General features: G+C 71.8%; 14 protein-coding genes. All 14 read right to left on the bottom strand.

From position 1 onward, the window contains the following. Window position 1: 1 nt before the first annotated feature. Window positions 2-2,344: a baseplate J/gp47 family protein gene (locus VF632_RS09345; protein WP_331022609.1), complete on the bottom strand. Its 2,343-nt coding sequence runs from the start codon at window positions 2,342-2,344 to the stop codon at window positions 2-4. Between the two features lie 11 nt (window positions 2,345-2,355). Continuing rightward, the gene (locus VF632_RS09340; protein ID WP_331022608.1) at window positions 2,356-2,748 is read right to left on the bottom strand and encodes a GPW/gp25 family protein; all 393 of its coding nucleotides are present in this window, start codon (window positions 2,746-2,748) and stop codon (window positions 2,356-2,358) included. A gap of 2 nt (window positions 2,749-2,750) precedes the next feature. Next, entirely contained in the window at window positions 2,751-4,460 is a 1,710-nt protein-coding gene (locus VF632_RS09335) for a hypothetical protein (protein WP_331022607.1), read from the bottom strand. Beyond that, window positions 4,457-5,173 (bottom strand): phage baseplate assembly protein V, encoded by a 717-nt coding sequence (locus tag VF632_RS09330; RefSeq protein ID WP_331022606.1) that lies wholly within the window; start codon window positions 5,171-5,173, stop codon window positions 4,457-4,459. The genes VF632_RS09335 and VF632_RS09330 overlap by 4 nt, the downstream gene beginning before the upstream one ends. Then, the gene (locus VF632_RS09325) at window positions 5,170-6,258 is read right to left on the bottom strand and encodes a phage late control D family protein (protein ID WP_331022605.1); all 1,089 of its coding nucleotides are present in this window, start codon (window positions 6,256-6,258) and stop codon (window positions 5,170-5,172) included. Before VF632_RS09325 ends, VF632_RS09330 begins: the two co-directional genes overlap by 4 nt. Before the next feature lie 7 nt (window positions 6,259-6,265). Then, complete coding sequence (locus VF632_RS09320; RefSeq protein ID WP_331022604.1) at window positions 6,266-6,424, bottom strand: hypothetical protein; 159 nt, start codon at window positions 6,422-6,424, stop codon at window positions 6,266-6,268. Between the two features lie 6 nt (window positions 6,425-6,430). Next, a complete protein-coding gene (locus tag VF632_RS09315; RefSeq protein WP_331022603.1) occupies window positions 6,431-7,396 on the bottom strand; it encodes a hypothetical protein in 966 nt (321 codons plus the stop codon). Between the two features lie 13 nt (window positions 7,397-7,409). Continuing rightward, a complete protein-coding gene (locus tag VF632_RS09310) occupies window positions 7,410-7,883 on the bottom strand; it encodes a phage tail protein (protein WP_331022602.1) in 474 nt (157 codons plus the stop codon). 1 nt (window position 7,884) lies between these two features. Next, window positions 7,885-11,226 (bottom strand): hypothetical protein, encoded by a 3,342-nt coding sequence (locus VF632_RS09305; RefSeq protein ID WP_331022601.1) that lies wholly within the window; start codon window positions 11,224-11,226, stop codon window positions 7,885-7,887. A gap of 13 nt (window positions 11,227-11,239) precedes the next feature. Next, the gene (locus tag VF632_RS09300) at window positions 11,240-11,698 is read right to left on the bottom strand and encodes a phage tail protein (RefSeq protein ID WP_331022600.1); all 459 of its coding nucleotides are present in this window, start codon (window positions 11,696-11,698) and stop codon (window positions 11,240-11,242) included. 118 nt (window positions 11,699-11,816) lie between these two features. Next, the gene (locus VF632_RS09295; RefSeq protein ID WP_331022599.1) at window positions 11,817-13,757 is read right to left on the bottom strand and encodes a phage tail sheath family protein; all 1,941 of its coding nucleotides are present in this window, start codon (window positions 13,755-13,757) and stop codon (window positions 11,817-11,819) included. A gap of 19 nt (window positions 13,758-13,776) precedes the next feature. After that, window positions 13,777-14,700, bottom strand: coding sequence for a hypothetical protein (locus VF632_RS09290; RefSeq protein WP_331022598.1), 924 nt, complete (start codon window positions 14,698-14,700; stop codon window positions 13,777-13,779). Next, on the bottom strand, window positions 14,697-15,290 hold the full coding sequence (locus tag VF632_RS09285; RefSeq protein WP_331022597.1) for a DUF4255 domain-containing protein: 594 nt from the start codon (window positions 15,288-15,290) through the stop codon (window positions 14,697-14,699). Before VF632_RS09285 ends, VF632_RS09290 begins: the two co-directional genes overlap by 4 nt. After that, on the bottom strand, window positions 15,287-15,607 hold the full coding sequence (locus VF632_RS09280; protein WP_331022596.1) for a hypothetical protein: 321 nt from the start codon (window positions 15,605-15,607) through the stop codon (window positions 15,287-15,289). Before VF632_RS09280 ends, VF632_RS09285 begins: the two co-directional genes overlap by 4 nt. Window positions 15,608-15,685: the final 78 nt, after the last annotated feature.

The raw sequence follows: 15,685 nt of genomic DNA, 5'->3' as shown, positions 1-15,685 counted from the left end.
CTCAGCAGCTCCGCGGAATCACCGGCACCGGGCGCCGCTTGCGCGCGGCCCCGCCCGTTCCGGTCCCCGTGCCGCCCGTTCCCGTTCCCGTTCCACCCGTTCCCGTTCCACCCGTCCCCGTTCCTCCCGCGCCCGTCCCGGGGCCGCCGGTGATGGCGTCCTTCAGGTCTTCGGGGTCTCCCGTGCGTACCGACAGGTGGTCCAGCCGGGGAAGCTGAAGGCCCGAGATGCCCAGCGTGCGGATTTCCGCCCCCGCCGCGTTCCACATCCTCACCCCCCGCACGCTCGACACGCCGGGCACCCGCGCCACCTGCGCCCACAACTCGCGGTCTTCCACGGCGGTGTCCAGCAGCCACCCCCGGGCGGTGGGCTCGTCGTACGCCGTCGCGCGGACGGGATGCCCCCCCTGCAGGGGAGACAGGAAGCGCCGCAGCGCCGCCTTCACCTCTTCGCGCACGGCCGCGATGTCGCTTCCCGCGATGGCGTCGAAGCCCACCGCCAGCGACACCGGCACGTACTCCGGCCCGCGCAGGTGCACCTCGGTGGTCACCAGGCGGCGCGGCTCCAGGTAGCGGCAGACGGCCTGAAGGAAGAGGCGGTCGGGAACCGGCCCCTCGGGGCGCAGGGGATCGTTGGGAATCAGCAGCAGGGTGACCACCCCCGGCGCCGGCGAGCCGATGGACGGGTGGTAGCTGGGGAGCACCTCCATTCGCCCCAGCGAGATGCCGGGCGTCTGCGGGACGATCTCGCGGAAGTCCTCGGCCGAGACGGCGCGGTCCTGGTGCTTCAGGTGAAGGGGAATGCGGCGCTCGGCCTCGGCGACGCTCTCGCCGTCGTCGCCCCCCCAGGTGGGCACGGGGTTGAACGGGCGGAACCCCGCGGGAAGCCGCGGCGCCGTCCGGATGCCGCCCACGCCCACGTTCCCGGCGCGGCCGCCGCCGTGCGCGTACGCCGCGACGATGGCCGCCCCCGGGGGCGGACGCATTCCCGCGTAGCCGCTGCCGAACGTCACCTGTCCGCTTTCGCGATCGACGGCGAACACGCGCGGGTCGCCCGCCGCGGGCGCCGGGGCGCCGGGGGGAAGCGAGGGGTCGCGCACCGGCACCTCGGGCGGGGCGGAAAGCAGGTCGTCCACCCGCGTCCACGCTTCGCCGCCCACGGCAAGCTGCACCGAGCCGGGGATCACGGGGGTGTTGGGAAGCACCAGCGACTGGTGGGGCTCGCCCGTCCCCGTGCCCACCCGCAGGGGGGCGACGGGGACGCGCTGCGAAACGCGGGCGGCGTTGGCGCCCACCCAGCTGAAGCGCGCCTCCCATCCCTTGGACGCCGTTCCCCCCGCGTCCGACGCATCCAGGCGAATGCGGATCCAGCACAGCACCCGGTCTGCCACCTTTTCGTCATCCAGGGCGGGGGGAAGCTCGCCCACGCCCTCTTCCATGGGGTCCAGGTCGTTCCAGGCGCCGAACCCGCCCGCCTCGGGGAGCGTCAGCTGCACCAGGGTAAGGTTCTCCAGCGCGTCGTCGTCCGCCGCGGCGTCCAGGCGGGCGTAGCGCGGGGTGTCGCCGCTGAACTCGCCGGTGGAGATGTCGAACGCCAGGGTGGGGAGCCGGCGCGGGGGCGCGCCGCCGGGGCGCATCACCCGCTGGCTCCCGTCCCACGCCGGGACGAAGCCCAGGGTGAGCGTCTTCCCCGCGATGGCCTTGCGCACCCTGTCGCGCGCGTTCTCCAGCTTCACGTCGGCCGGCCGCACCAGCAGCGCCATCCACAGCGTGTTGTCGACCGCGTCCTGCGTAAGGCTCACCGCGCCGATGCGCGCGCCGTTCTGCGGGGCCTCGAAGGGCGTCGTGCGGTAGAAGTCCAGCGAGGACGCGTCCTCGTCGGTGTCGCCGTACAGCTGCTCGTACATCCGCTGCGCCGTGTCTTCGCTGGACCCGGCGGGAAGCGGCGCACGGTAGAACACGCGCCCCTCCACCGGCAGCACGTCGAGCGCGTTGCCGGTGACGAAGCCCACCGGGCCGGCGAACAGCTGCAGCTCCGCGGGAAGGGTGACGGTTTCCAGCGGGCCGCGCTCGTTGTCGATGGACACCACGCCCACGGCGGCGGCCGCGGGGCGCAGCGGAATCCCCAGCAGGTCCAGGAACTTCAGCCGGTTGCGCTCGGGGATCAGGTTGGCGCGGTACAGCAGGCTGTCCGTCATGAAGGCGAACAGCTGGAGCAGGGTGACGCCCGGGTCGGCGTCGTTGAAGTTGGTCCACTCCGGCGTGTGCACCGGAATGCGGGCCAGCGCCTCGGAGAGGATCCGCGAATAGTCGCGGTCGTCGATCTTGGGAACGATGAGCGGCATGGGATGGGCCTTCAGCTTGCGAGCTGCACGCGCACCGACACCTGTTCGGCGGCGCGGTTGGCGACCAGCTGGTAGCGAACGGTGGCAAGGGCGGCCTGCGGGTCGTCCGGGTCTTCTTCCACGCTCACGTCCTGCAGGGCGATGCGCGGCTCCCAGCGCGAGAGCGCCTCTTCGATGCGCTCCTGCACCCGCCTGCGCGTGCCCACCGTGTTGGGCTCGAAGAGGAACCGGCCCGCCCCCCCGCCGAACTCCGGGAGCTGAAGCCGCTCGCCCGCCTCGGTAAGGAGGATCACGCGGACGGCCTCGCGGATGTTCTCGGGCCCCTCCGAAACGGCCACGCGGCCGTCGGGCCCCAGGCGCATGGGGAACGAGATCCCCGATCCGAACACGGTATCGCGCGGCATGGTCACTTCATCTTGGGAACGGGAAAGCAGATCCTGAAGAACGGCAGCCACCAGAAGATGATGTTGAGCAGGCTGACGATGATCATCAGCAGGATCAGCGCGCAGATGGTGATGATGGGAATGCTGAACGAGCAGATCACGGCGAAGTCCAGCCCGCCCTCCTCGTTGCCCACCTCCCCCTCCATCAGCCCCTTCAGGCTGGCGGCGCGGCTCATCTGCTTGCGCAGCTGGTCGCTCAGCATGAACGCCACGTTGCGGTTGTACTTGCGCAGGGTGGCGGGGCTGGTGTCCACCGGCAGCGCCACGCGCAGGTGCCGGGCGGGGGCCTCGGGCTCGAAGAACGACGTCAGCCGGAACCGCTCGGAGCGGTCGCTGACCAGCGGCGGCGACTTCTTTCCGCAGTGCGGGCGCAGGTACACGCAGCGGACGACGAACCAGTCCTCGCCAGCGGTGCTCGGCGCCCGCGACGGAAGCTGCTCGGGGAGGGCCGGCTTGGCGGCACCCATTCCCGCCAGCGCGTCCATCACCAGCTTCTTCAGCCTGCGGACGCCCACCTCCGGCGTTTCTCCCGGCGCGGGAAGCCGCTCCAGCAGCGTTCTCAGCGCGGCCTCGTCCACCGCCGGGTCGGGGGCGCCGGTGATCGGCGGGGGCGTTCCGGGGGCGCGCGGGTCGCCGATCACCACCCGCGCCACGTACGACCCGCCGATGCTGCCCGCCTCCACCTGGGCGCGGAACGCCGCCGCGTGCTTCATGGCGTCGATCAGCGTGGCCCGGGCGCTCGCCGTCCGGTCGTACAGCCCCACTCCGCCCAGCGCGTCGTAGAGCGCCTTGTGGGGGGTGGAAAGGCCGGCGCGGGCGGCGGTGCCGGCCATCACGTCCCACACGGGGCGGATGGCGTCGCGCAGGAAGTCGTGAAAGTCCAGCAGCATCAGCCCGCCCGACTGCTCGGCGGCGGCCAGGGCCGAGCTGCGCCGTGCCGCGACGCCCTTCTCGCGGTCGTACCACGACTTCATCTCGGTCCACGGGTCCAGCACGGTGCGCTGGAACTCGATCACGCGCGGGTCGTCAAGCGAGCCCGGCGCGGGGGCGGGGACCACCGCCTCCATCTCGCGCCCGTTGCTGTACGCCTCGCGGCGCGACGCGGGCACCAGCCCGGCGAACAGGCGGCGCTTGAGCACGCCCCCGTCGGAAAAGGTGGTGCCGAACATCGGCAGCTGCTCTTCGTCCGTCACCAGCGCGGTGCCCGCGGCCTTCACCCACCCGGTGCTCCCGTCCGGCCGCGCCACCCAGGCCCACTCGCCCGTTTCCGTCTCCGCTTTCGTCTTGGGATCGACGGTTACGGTGAGGCGGCGGAGCACGAAGGCCACCACCTCGCCCTTCGCCACGTCCACCGTGTGCTCCGGGAGCCCGGGGACGCGGCAGGCCAGCGAGGCGGCCACCAGGTAGAAGCGGCCGTGCACGGGCTGGTACAGCCGCAGCGGCCCCTGCGAAGGCTTGGGCGTGGCGTCGATTCCCGCGGCGGGTTCGCGCCAGGTTTCGGGCCGGGCCACGAACCCGCGGAGCTGGCGGGGCTTTTCCGCCAGCGCCGCCTGGTACTGCGGGATGAAGTCGTCGCCCGCGAAGCGCAGCAGGGCGGGCGCGCGAAAGCCGGCGGGCTTGCCCACCAGGTCGTCCCACAGGGGAGAAGGCGCCAGCCAGCGTACGTGGCTCACCAGATGTTCCCCGCGCCGGGAGTGTAGCTGGCGCTGACCACCGAGTTGGTGATCAGCGTGTCGCACTGCACCACGCCGCTGAACTGCGAGATCCCCGCGCTCACCTTTACCATGGCCGCGCTCACCTCGACGTTGGCTCCCGCGGTGATGGACACCTTGGCCGCGGCGGTGATGGTGATTCCCGACGTCTCGAGCTTCACGGAGTTGCCGTTGCTGTCCATGATCTCCACCGCGCCCGGCCCGTCCTTGAGCGTCACCTTCTGCCCGCCGGGGGTTTCCAGCACCATCTTCTCCTGCCCGTCGGTATCGTCCAGCGTCACCTGCACCCCGTTGCGGCTGCGCAGCTTCTTCACGTGGTTCAGGCCCCCGCCGTCCATGGTCTCCGGCGGGGCGTCCTGCCCGTTCCACAGCGCGCCCACCACGCAGGGAAAGCGCGGGTCGCCCCCCGCGAACACCACCAGCACCTCGTCGTTCACGTCGGGGATGAACCAGCTTCCGCGGTCGTTGCCCGCCATCAGGGTGGCCAGGCGTGCCCACGCCTCGTATTTGGAGCCGGCATCGGGCGACCAGGGGAGCGACACCTTCACGCGGCCCTGCCCGTCCGGGTCCCGGATGTCGGTGACCAGGGCGGGGTAGGCGCCGTAGAACAGCCCGCCCCAGCCGCTCGGGGCGCGCGCGCCGGGAATCTCCAGCAGGGCGCCGCCGGCCGTCACGCCGCCCTCCCCAGCCCGGGGCGCTCCACCGAGAACGCGCTGCGGAAGCCGCTGGCGGCGTCGAAGGTGTGGCGCACGCGGGTGACGAAGTACTTGCCCTCGAACAGCGGGCCCAGCTTCTTCAGCTCCACCTCCGCCCCGGCGCGCAGGCGGGCGTCGCCCTCGGCCACGCCGGTGCCGGCCACGAACTGCCGGGCGGCGCGGGCGTAGTGCGCCTCGGCCAGGGCGCGCGCCTCGTTCTCGTTCACGGGAAGCTCGTGCACCACCTGCTGCGGGCGCCGGCCCAGCGCGCCGGCCAGGATGTCGCTTCCCGCCTCGCCGCCGTTCAGCTCGGATTGCACGACGGACTTTCCGGCCTCGTGCTTCACGGCCTGCTTCCCCGACACGTCCCATCCCGCCACGGTGAACGCGGTGGCCTGGTGCGCCAGGTCGGCGGTGACGGCGAACTCGATCAGCGCCTCGCCGTAGGTAAGCGTCAGCGAGCCGGCCTCGCGGCGGGTGCGGGGGCGCGCCTTCAGCTTGTCGCCCTCCATCCACAGCTCGGCCCCGGCGGCGCGGGCGCGGTCGCGCGCCAGCGCCAGGTCGCTCTGGTTCACCTGCGCCACCACGCGGTGCGTGGGGCCGGCGACGTCCACGTCGGCAGACAGCCCGTGCGACTGCGCCACCTGGCGGATCACGTCGGCGTCGCTGACATCCTCGAAGGTCCGCGTGCGCCGCGTCATGCGCAGGTCCTGCAGCCGGTCCTCGGCCATCACCAGCAGCTCCGGGGGGCGGGCGCCGGCAAAGCGGCCCTCCAGGGCGGTGATGCGCCCCTCGAACACGGTTCCCGCCCCGTCGCCCGCGCCCATCTCCACCTTCAGCTTCTTGCCGAAGTCCAGCTTGGCGCGGTCGAAGTACAGGAAGCCGATGGCCCCGTCCCTGGGCCCCCAGTTGGTGAAGGTGAGCTCGGCCCGGTACAGCCCGGCCGTCGTTTCCTCGACGAACAGGCCCAGCAGCTGCGTGGCGAGCGCGGGCTCTTCCTGCCCCTCCACGGTGATGCGGGGGCGCGAGGGATAGAGGGCGGGTGCGGATCCGGCGTCGGGCATCGGTCTTTCAGTGGGCGAACAGGCGAAGCTCCTGGCGGGCGCGCCGCTCCAGCAGCTCGGCGATCTCGCGCGGTTCCAGCGCCGGGGGTCCGGCCGGGGCGGGCTGCTGCGAGCTTCCCTGGGGCTCGGAAACCACGACTTCCAGCTCGTTGATGACGACGGTCATTCTGGGTCAGCGTCCGGGGCCCGAGGGGCCGGTGAAGCGAAGCGAGGCCGAGGCGGAGAGCCCCGACGATCCCGACCCCGACCCCGCGACGGTGATGGAGCCGGACGACTGCACGGACGGGGAGGCCGAGGCGCCGGCGGAGGTGGAGGCGGAGACGGCCAGCGAGGTGGCGCCGGTCAGCCCCAGCTTCGCGGCGCCCGAGCCCGACACCGATCCCGACACGTTAAGCAGGGCGCCGGGCGAAACCATGCGCGGGTTCTCGATGCCGTTGGCCACGGCCATCGCCTTCCAGTCGCCCACCCCCAGCCGCGCCGAGGCGCCCTGGATGGTGTCGCCCGCCCTGGCCATGGCCAGCGGCTGCGTTCCCGCCGCGGGGCCCGCGCCCGGCACGCCGCCTCCCCCGGGTCCGCCGCCTCCGCCGGGCGACGTGCTCCCCGGCGTTCCCGCCTTGCCGAACTCGAACGACATGTTCTGCTTGCTGAGCGAGAGCTGCATCCCGGCCCGCAGCGGCTTTCCCGTCTCGGAAAACAGCTCCAGCGTCTCGTCCATCGAGTCGATGGTGCCCTTGAACAGGAAGCTCCCCCAGTGGAACTGCACGGCCGGCGGCAGCAGCCCCGTCTGCCCCTTCTGCGTGACCTTTTGTGGGGTCATGAAGTAGGCGATTTCCCTGGTCAGGTTGCGCACGTCGCCCTGGGGGTCCGCCTGGCCCACGGCCGCGGGAAGGGTGACGTCGAACCACAGCTCCAGCGACAGCTTGGTGGTGCCCTGACCCACGAACTGCACCGCCGATCCGCCCGGCTGGCCGCCCCCCGCGTTCTGGTTGCTGAAGGTGAGCTTCAGCGACTGCGGGTTGAACTGCACCGTGACCTTCTTGGCGGTACCGCCGGTGGCGTTCTGCTCCTTCAGCTGGTCGTCGCTTCCCGGCCACATCTCGGTGAGGGTGGCCTTTTCCAGCTTTCCCGGTTGGGGCATTCGCGTGTCTCCGTTAGACCAGGACCAGCGATTCGTAGGCGACCTGCATCTCTTCGATGGCGATCTGCCCGTCCTTGGCGTTCAGCGCCGAGGTCTTGAGCTTGGTCGGCAGGCATCCGCCCAGGCGAAAGTGAAGCTGCTGCTTTCGATCGGCGCCCAGCATCAGCACGTCTACCGTGCCGCGCGCGCCGGCGTTGTCGGCGGCGCTTACCCGCTCGAACCAGCGCCACAGGTCCATGTTGGCCGTCATCCCGCGCTTCAGGGTGAGCTGGCCGTAGCTGACGGGCCCCGCCATGTGCACCGGGCCGGAGTTGCGGCCGCCCTCGCGGATGGTCTTGGGCTCCATGCTCATCTCCAGCCCGTCGCACTCGCTGAATGCCGCATTGGCCAGCTTTCCCGACATCCCGGGCACCTGGATCTCCACCGCGAAGTTGAAGGCGGTGAACGGGTGCGCGGCGGGATCGGATGGGTCGAAGGCGCCGGGCACGTCAGCCCTCCTGGACGGTGACGCCGGCGCCGGTCTGCACCAGGCGCACGGTCAGGAATGCCAGCGGGCGCGAGGGGGCCACGCGCAGCTCGATCACCAGCCGTCCCTGGTCCACGTTCTCGGGCGGGTTCACGGTGTCGTCCGTCACCACGCGGTAGCCCTCCTGGTGCGTGGTGCCGGCGAAGGCGCCGCGGACGTACAGGTTTCCCAGGATGGCGTCGAACTGCCGCTGCACCATGCGGCGGAAGGAGGGGTCGTTGGGCTCGAACACGTAGGTGTCGCCCTCGCGCAGGGCCAGGCGGCGCAGCAGGATCATCAGCCGCCGCACGCCCACGCCCCGCAGCTCGGCGTCGTCGGAAAGGGTTTCCTCGCTCCAGCTCATGAAGCCGCGTGGAAACGGCGCCACCGCGTTCACCCGCTTGCCCAGGAAGGCGGCGCGCACGTTCTCGGGAAGCCTGGGGTCCAGCAGCGCCACCCCGTCCAGCGGCTTGTTCGCCGGCGCGGCCCAGGCGCCGTCCAGGTTGGCGCGCGAGGCCATCACCCCGCAGGTGGCGCCGTCCGGGGGAATGGCGCGCATGGGCGCGGCGGCCACGGGCGTCCTCACCACGGTCCACGGGTGGTACAGCGCCCCGAAGCTCAGGCTTCGCCTCGCCGTGTCGGCCGCTCCGCTGCTCAGCGCCGTGGTCAGGGCACCGACGTGGGCCAGCGCCTGCGCCTCGCGGAAGTGGCGGGGAAGGGCCAGCACCGAAAAGCAGTCCGACCGGGCGGCGCAGAAGCGCAGCATGGCCTGGTGGATGGTCAGCGCGGCTCCCTGGTGCGGCGGGCCGGCCGCTTCCGTGGCGGGGATGGTTTCCCAGCGCTTGCCCACCGGCGCCTCGTACTTCCGCACGGGCGACCAGGGGCTTTCCTCCACGATGCAGGGGGGCGGATCGTGCGGGCCCGTTTTCTCCTGCAGCCACGAGGCGGCCCGGAAGTACAAGGTGCCGGAAAGCGGCTTCCACATCTCCGCCTTCGTGCCGCTGCCCTCGTAGACCTTCTGGGGCAGGGCGAACGCGGGATCGGGGGACGATTCCACCCGGAACACGCGGTCGAAGCGCTGGCGGGCCAGGGCGACCTCGGGCGATTCGGGCGCGGCCCGCCAGGTGATGGAAAGGCGGCCATCCGCGGCGGGGCCGGAGGTCGTGGGCTCGTCCAGCAGCGGCGCGTCCAGCGGCGCGGCCCCGCAGGCGTCGAACGCGTCCTCGGGCAGGTCCAGCAGCGCCGTGGCGGACCAGCCGCTTCGGCCGGTCCTGGTACGGGCGCGCACGCGGAAGTACAGGCGGTCGGGGCAGGGGCGGGGGCGGAGGATGGTGGCCCTGGTCCCCACTCTGCCCGGCTGCGGCGTTTCCGTCGCGTGCACGCCGGAGCGAAAGCGCGGGTCGGGCGCGTCTTCCAGCGTGTATCCCAGCGCCCCGGCCACCGCGGTCCACTCGGCGTGGATGTGGCCTTCGGCGTCGGGCTGGGTGACGGCGACGATCGTGGGCGCGTCGGGGGCCCCGGGGGGCGCCTCTTCGTCGTTCAGCCGCCAGCCGGTGTGCACCGCGTCGGGAACGGCGAGCAGCGAAACCTCTTCCACCGGCAGCAGCGCGTGCATCCGCACGGGCGGCCGCGGCGGCTGGGCGACGTAGGCGTTGTGGAACGCCTCGTCCAGCAGGCGCTCGGCGGGCAGCGCCGACAGCAGGGGATCCATGAACAGGTCCGGGGAGAACGTTCCCACCCCGTCGCGCTCCAGCGGCGCCCTGCCCGAGGTGTAGGCGGCCTGGTAGAAGTCTTCGCGGGGGATGGAGGGCACGCCCAGCGGCAGGTACGCCTGGAACCCGCCATCGTCGTCGTCCTCGCCGCCGCCGTTCCCGGGGCCGTCGTCGCCGTGATCGCCCTTGCCGCCCTTCTTGCCCTTTTTCAGCGAGTTGGCGGCGTCGCGGGCCAGCAGCTGCACGGCTCCGTGCTCCGATGCGGCGAAGGTGCCGGAATCGGGCGCCGCCAGCTGCATGCGGCGCACGGACAGGTCCGAGCCCGCCGGGTCGGTGGTGGACTCGGTCAGCTGCTGCGTGGGGGCGAACAGCACCTGGTCGGGCGGAAAGGAGCCCAGGAAGCGCGGATGGCCGGGCACCAGCCCCACGTCGGGAAGGCGCACCACGGTGCCGTCCGCGCGGCGCGACCACAACTCGATCGTGAGGAGCGCAGCGTCGTCGAAGCCCTCGCCGCCGGTTTCCTTCCACGCCTTGGTGTGGTGCAGCGTGCGCCACGCCTGGCGGACGACGACGATGGTCTCGTCCGCCTCGCGGATCACGTCGTCGACCAGGAGGAAGGCGGTCGTCTCCTTGGGACCGCCGTCGTTCCCGCCGCCGTTGTTGCCGTCGTTCCCGCCGCCGTTGTTTCCGTCGTTCCCACCACCGTTGTTGCCGCCCCCCTGATTGCCGCCTGGCTTCTTGAGAGCGGGATACGCGAAGCCGTTCTCGTCGAAGTCCTGGGTGTCGAGCCGCGCGCGGATCCAGCACCCGGGCTGAATGCCGCGAGCGGCCAGGGGATGCAGGCGGATCTGCAGGGAGGGCCCGGCGTCCTTGCCGACCACCTTCCACTGGAGCGCGTCCAGCGGCACCTGGCGCGAGCCGGCGAGAAAGACGGCGTCGCCCGCGGAACCCAGCTCGTCCCAGGGAACCGGGCGGAACCAGTACGCGTGGGAGAAGGGGCGTGCCTTGGCGGCCGCGCGCTCCGCCGTGGGAATGTCGCGCGCGTTGGCGCCGGGATGGGGAAGAAAGAAGGCCACGGTGCCGTCCTTCCACGTAAGCCGAAGGAGCGACGGGCTTTCCGGCGACAGGACGATCCCGTTCTTGTCGGCGGTGACGTCGGACGCGGGCACGTGGGTGGCCACCAGCGCGGCGTTCAGCGAGATGCCATCGGCCCAGCTGCCCGGGGACGAGGCGAGCAGGTACGCCGCGTCCACGTGGCGCCCGCGGCCGTGGAGCAGGCCGGGGATGCGGAAGACGGAAGCCTCCAGCGTGGACTCGTCGGCCACGCGGACGATCCAGCAGCGGCGGCCCCCGTTGCGAAAGAACTCGCGCACGGCGGGCGCCAGGTGGGCGTAGGTCATCTCCCCGCGCGCCACGTCCCAGGCCAGCGGCAGGTCCGGGCCGAACAGCTCGCGAAAGCGCACCTCGTCGTCCACGGCCACCGGCACCCCCACCGGCCCCGCGCTGGCGAAGCCGACGAAAGCGGCAACGTCCATGCGGGGCAGGTCGGGGGGCGACGGCGGCCGCGCGGGTTCGAACCGCAGGCCGGGAAGGCGCGGGGCGGAGGTGGCCATGGGAGGTGGACGGCTACTCGAGGTCGATGCGCTCGCTGGCCAGCACCAGCTCCTCGATGGCCACGTCGGTGCCCTTGCCCGAAAGCGAGGGACCCGTGTACTTGGTGGGCCGCGCGTTGGTGAGCTTCCACGACTGCACGGTGGACGTGTGGTCCTCGCTCTGCAGCTCGATGGTCACCGTCCGCAGCGCCGTCTGGCTGCCGCCGCGCACCTGGTTGATCCACTCGTACAGCGTCGTCAGGTCGCCGATCACGCCGCGCTTCAGGGTGATGTCGGGAACCTTGTAGGTGCCGGTCACCTTCATCGGCGCGTTGTCCTTGAAGTTGCCGGCCCGGTACTCGGAAACGGTGATCTCCATGCCCAGCCCCGACACTTCCTGGAACGCGGCCTTGGTGCTGGCCGCGTCCGGGCCGTTCTCGATCACCACCCGAAAGTTGAACTGGCCGTACGGCCGCTCGCGCTCGACAGCCATGTGATGTCTCCTGAGGAAAGATTCGGTGTAGTGGGTAGTGTCAGGGGCAGTACCAAGTACCTAGTACCTGGTACCTGGAGCACCTGGTACTTGGCACCTGGTACTTGGTACTTGTCCCTCAGCTCTTCGCGTCGCCCGTCCACTGGCCGATGCGGAAGATCACGAACTCCGCGGGGCGCAGCGGGGCCACGCCCACCAGGCAGATCAGCCGGCCGTTGTCCAGGTCGTTCTGCGTCATGGTGGTGCGGTCGCACTTGACGAAGTACGCCGACTCCGGCTTTTCGCCCAGCAGGTGGCCCTGCTTCCACTCGTTGAAGAGAAAGTCCTCGACGGTGCGGCGAACGTTCGCCCACAGCGAGTCGCCGTTGTTCTCGAACACCACCCACTGGGTGCCGCGTTCGATGGAGCGCTCCAGGTAGGCGAAGTAGCGGCGCAGGTTCACGTACTTCCACTCGGGGTCGCTGCTGGCCGTGCGCGCGCCCCACAGGCGGTTGCCGCGCCCCTCGAAGAAGCGGAAGCAGTTGACGCCCTCGGGGTTCAGCACGTCCTGCTGGGCCTTGTTCAGGGTGACCTCGAAGCCCAGCGCCCCGCGCACCACCTCGTTGGCCGGCGCCTTGTGAACGCCGCGCTCCACGTCGTTGCGGGCGTAGATGCCCGAGACGAAGCCGCTGGGCGGAAGCACGATCTCCTGGTTGGTCACCGGGTCCATCACCCGCACCCACGGGTAGTACAGCGCCGCCCAGGCCGAATCCAGCTGCGCCCGCTGCGCGCGCACGTCGCCGATGCTGAAGTCCTGGCCGGCGTCGAGCACGGCGATGCGGTAGCGCATGCGCTCGGCGTGCGAGACCAGCGCGTTGGAAACGGCCTGCGCGATGTCCTCGTTGTCCGCCGCCGAGTAGCCGGGCGCGGCCACGATGGAGATGTCGGGGATGTCTTCGAGCGCCACCAGGCCGGTCTTCAGCAGGCCGTCGTTCAGCACGCGGCCCTCGTAGTCGTCGGCGCTGGGGCGATTGCCGTCGCTGCCGCCCTCCAGCGACACCTCGAAGCCGCGCCCGCGCAGGGCGAAGACGTTGCCCGCCTCGGGCGCGGCGCCCTGCTCGGCCAGCCGCGTCTCCAGCTCGGTGATCAGCGCGCCGGCGATGTCGGTGCCGTCCGTCAGCCCGTCGAACTCCATCAGGATGGGGGTGCGCAGCTCGGTGGTGCGGCTGGCGATGGCGGGGGCGAACACGGTGCCCAGCGACTGCCGCGCATCCGGCGTAAAGCCCAGGTTCTCGAAGGTGTCGCGGCGCAGCACGTTGCCCAGCCGGTCCACGAACGTCACCTCCACCGCCACCGACAGCGGGTACACGCGGTCCACGCCCACCGTGGTGTTCTCCATGTCCACCTGGCCGCCGCCCTGCAGGTTCAGCCGCCAGCTGTTGCGGCCCAGGGTGGGGTTGAACAGGCGCTCGGCCCGGGCCAGCGTCCCCGCCCGCGGGTCGGCGTCGATGGGGCTGGTGGCGTCGGCCACCCACACGATGTCGTCGGGGTTCACGCCGCGGAGCACGTTGTACACGACCACCTGGTCGTCGCCCACGCGCTCGCGCTGCTCGGCCAGCACGTTGCCGCCCACGCGCAGGGTGAACGACACCCGCGCCTGGCCGGCCCGCCCGGGAAAGCGGGCGCGGACGGTGACCCCGCCGAAGGGAGGGGCGCTGGCGCGTCCCCCCGACGCCAGCAGCGCCAGCTCGTCGGCGTCCACCGTGTCGTCGGCGGGAAGGCCGTACACTCGCGACACGTACAGGCGCTTGCCGCCGTTGTCGAAGAAGTTGCGGACGCCGTGGGCCAGGTAGTTGTGCTCGTGCTCGCCCTCGGGGCCGTCGGCGAAGGCCAGGCGGTCCAGTCCGCCGAAGACGCGCTCGAACTCGGCGAAGCTGGTCACCAGCTCCGGCAGGCCGCCCACCGGTCCGTACCGCGCGGCACCCACGAATCCCGCCGTGCTGGTGCTTACGCCCTCGATGCTCTTTGCGCGAAAGCTCGTTTCCTCGACATATACGCCGGGGGCCAGGTATTCGGGCATCTTCCAGTCTCCTTGGGGTTTACGGGGGTGACGCGCCGGCCGAGATCCAGACGGTGGAGGCGCGCTCCCCGCCGGCCAGGGTGGTGCGGAGCACGAGCTCTCGCCCGTGCACCAGGGTATCCGTCCACTCCGCCACCGGCTCCTGGTCCTCGTTCGTCCAGGTGTCCGCGGCGCCCTGCTCGTCAAGGATGCTCTTCAGGCTGGGGCGGGCCGCCCACGCCGGGTTCAGCCCGTCGCGCTCGTCGAACAGGTAGCGCAGGGCGCCCGGCTCCCATCGCACGGAAAACTCCACCGGCCACGTGGCCTCGCGCGTGTCTACCGGGGGCGAGCCCTGCCGCAGCCGCTCGGGGGTGGGAAAGGGCACCAGCAGCAGCGCCCGCCCGTCCTGGTCGGCGATGGCCGTCCTCGTCTCGCCGGCCACGGTGGCCGTCAGCACCGCCCAGGCGGCGGGGTGGCCGGTGACCGCGTCGGCGAAGTCGGCGCGGATGGCCGCCAGCCCGGGGGGCACGGCGCGCCCGGCGGCGGGAAAGAGGTACGCCCTGCCGGCGGCCTGCGGGGGGCTCGCCTGCGGCGGGCTGGCGACGCCTCCGGACAGGAACTCGCCGCGGTAGCCCAGCGGCAGCGTCACCCCGAAGGCCACGGGGAGGTAGCGTCCAGACGGATCGTCCACCGCCACCGCGTATTCCCTCGGCACGCCGGCGGACTCGGGGTGCTCCTCGTCCGCCGCAGGACGCTCCGCCGCGGCCTGCCCGGGAAGGCCGTGAAAGGCGTACACGCCGCCTGTCGAGCGCACGGCCCTCACCGGCCGGTGGGCGGTGCCGCGCAGCCAGGCGTTCACCGAAAGCGGCTCGGCGACGGGCTGGTCCAGCGCGGCGTCCCAGAAGCGGATGCCCAGCGGGGTAAAGGTGCGGTCGCGCTCCAGCACGCGGATGGTGGCGCTCATGCCACGACCAGCTGTCCGGGCCCGAACACGCGCTCCTGCACGGGGACGAACGGCCCCTCCGTGCGCGACGACTCGATCTCCAGCGTGCGGGCGACGTACGGCACCGAAAGCTGGTACGCGTGGCCGACGACGGTTTCCCAGATCCGGAAGGTGTCCTCGACGCTCAGGTCGGTGTGCGAAAGGGTCACCGTCTCGCCGGGCTGAAAGACGCCGGGCCGCGGCGCGTTCAGCAGGTCGCCGGAAAGCACCGCGGCGTCTTCCAGCACCCTCATCATCCAGCCGGCGATTTCGTGCTGAAGCGATGCCTTGCGCGCCCAGGCGGTGGCCATGAAGTGAAGGTCCAGCGGCAGCTTGGTGCGCTGCCTGCGCCCGTCGGGAAGCAGCCGTCCCTGCGGCGCCCGCGACGAGGCGCTGGGGTAGATGCGGTACAGGAACAGCGAAACGCCCTGCTCCATGGGGTGCGTGAAGTCGTCGGACACGTAGACCTGAAAGTCCAGCACGGCCCCGTTGAAGTCTGCCGGGTCGTACGCGGCGCGGAGCACGCGGACGATGGCCTCGAGCGTGCTGGCGATGGCGGCCTGTCCGCTCACGGCGCCTCTGCGGGTGCGCCGCGCAGCGCCGCCAGCAGCGACGCGCGCGAAAGCTCGCCCAGCGGGGTGCGGTGCGGGCGCAGCTCGTACAGCACGGCCCGGCGCGCGTCGGCGGCCAGGGCAAGGATGCGGGAGCGAGGAGCGCGCTGAAGCATGGACAGGGGCACCGCGTCGTTCTCGGGGTCGGTTTGGGAAAGCACCACCACGTCCGCCGGCTCGGGGCCGTCGACCACGCGCACTTCGGGGTCGCCCGCCAGCAGCGAGTGGATCAGGCCGTGAAGCACGGGAGGCTGCACCAGCAGGGCGACCCTGATCAAGCAGGCTGTCCGCGAAAGGGTGGCTGGGGGCCCGGCGGCGACCGGCTTTCATGATGCGCGCGGCGCCGCGCCGGGCCT

The organism is Longimicrobium sp., assembly GCF_036388275.1.
Taxonomy (GTDB): Bacteria; Gemmatimonadota; Gemmatimonadetes; order Longimicrobiales; family Longimicrobiaceae; genus Longimicrobium.
This window is presented reverse-complemented; position numbering and strand designations above follow the sequence as displayed.

Bases quoted from the DNA above. Each gene is read 5' to 3' on its own strand.
- VF632_RS09345 (WP_331022609.1), bottom strand. From the start codon at position 2,344: ATGCCGCTCATCGTTCCCAAGATCGACGACCGCGACTATTCGCGGATC.
- VF632_RS09340 (WP_331022608.1), bottom strand. From the start codon at position 2,748: ATGCCGCGCGATACCGTGTTCGGATCGGGGATCTCGTTCCCCATGCGC.
- VF632_RS09325 (WP_331022605.1), bottom strand. From the start codon at position 6,258: ATGCCCGACGCCGGATCCGCACCCGCCCTCTATCCCTCGCGCCCCCGC.
- VF632_RS09320 (WP_331022604.1), bottom strand. From the start codon at position 6,424: ATGACCGTCGTCATCAACGAGCTGGAAGTCGTGGTTTCCGAGCCCCAG.
- VF632_RS09315 (WP_331022603.1), bottom strand. From the start codon at position 7,396: ATGCCCCAACCGGGAAAGCTGGAAAAGGCCACCCTCACCGAGATGTGG.
- VF632_RS09305 (WP_331022601.1), bottom strand. From the start codon at position 11,226: ATGGCCACCTCCGCCCCGCGCCTTCCCGGCCTGCGGTTCGAACCCGCG.
- VF632_RS09300 (WP_331022600.1), bottom strand. From the start codon at position 11,698: ATGGCTGTCGAGCGCGAGCGGCCGTACGGCCAGTTCAACTTTCGGGTG.
- VF632_RS09295 (WP_331022599.1), bottom strand. From the start codon at position 13,757: ATGCCCGAATACCTGGCCCCCGGCGTATATGTCGAGGAAACGAGCTTT.
- VF632_RS09290 (WP_331022598.1), bottom strand. From the start codon at position 14,700: ATGAGCGCCACCATCCGCGTGCTGGAGCGCGACCGCACCTTTACCCCG.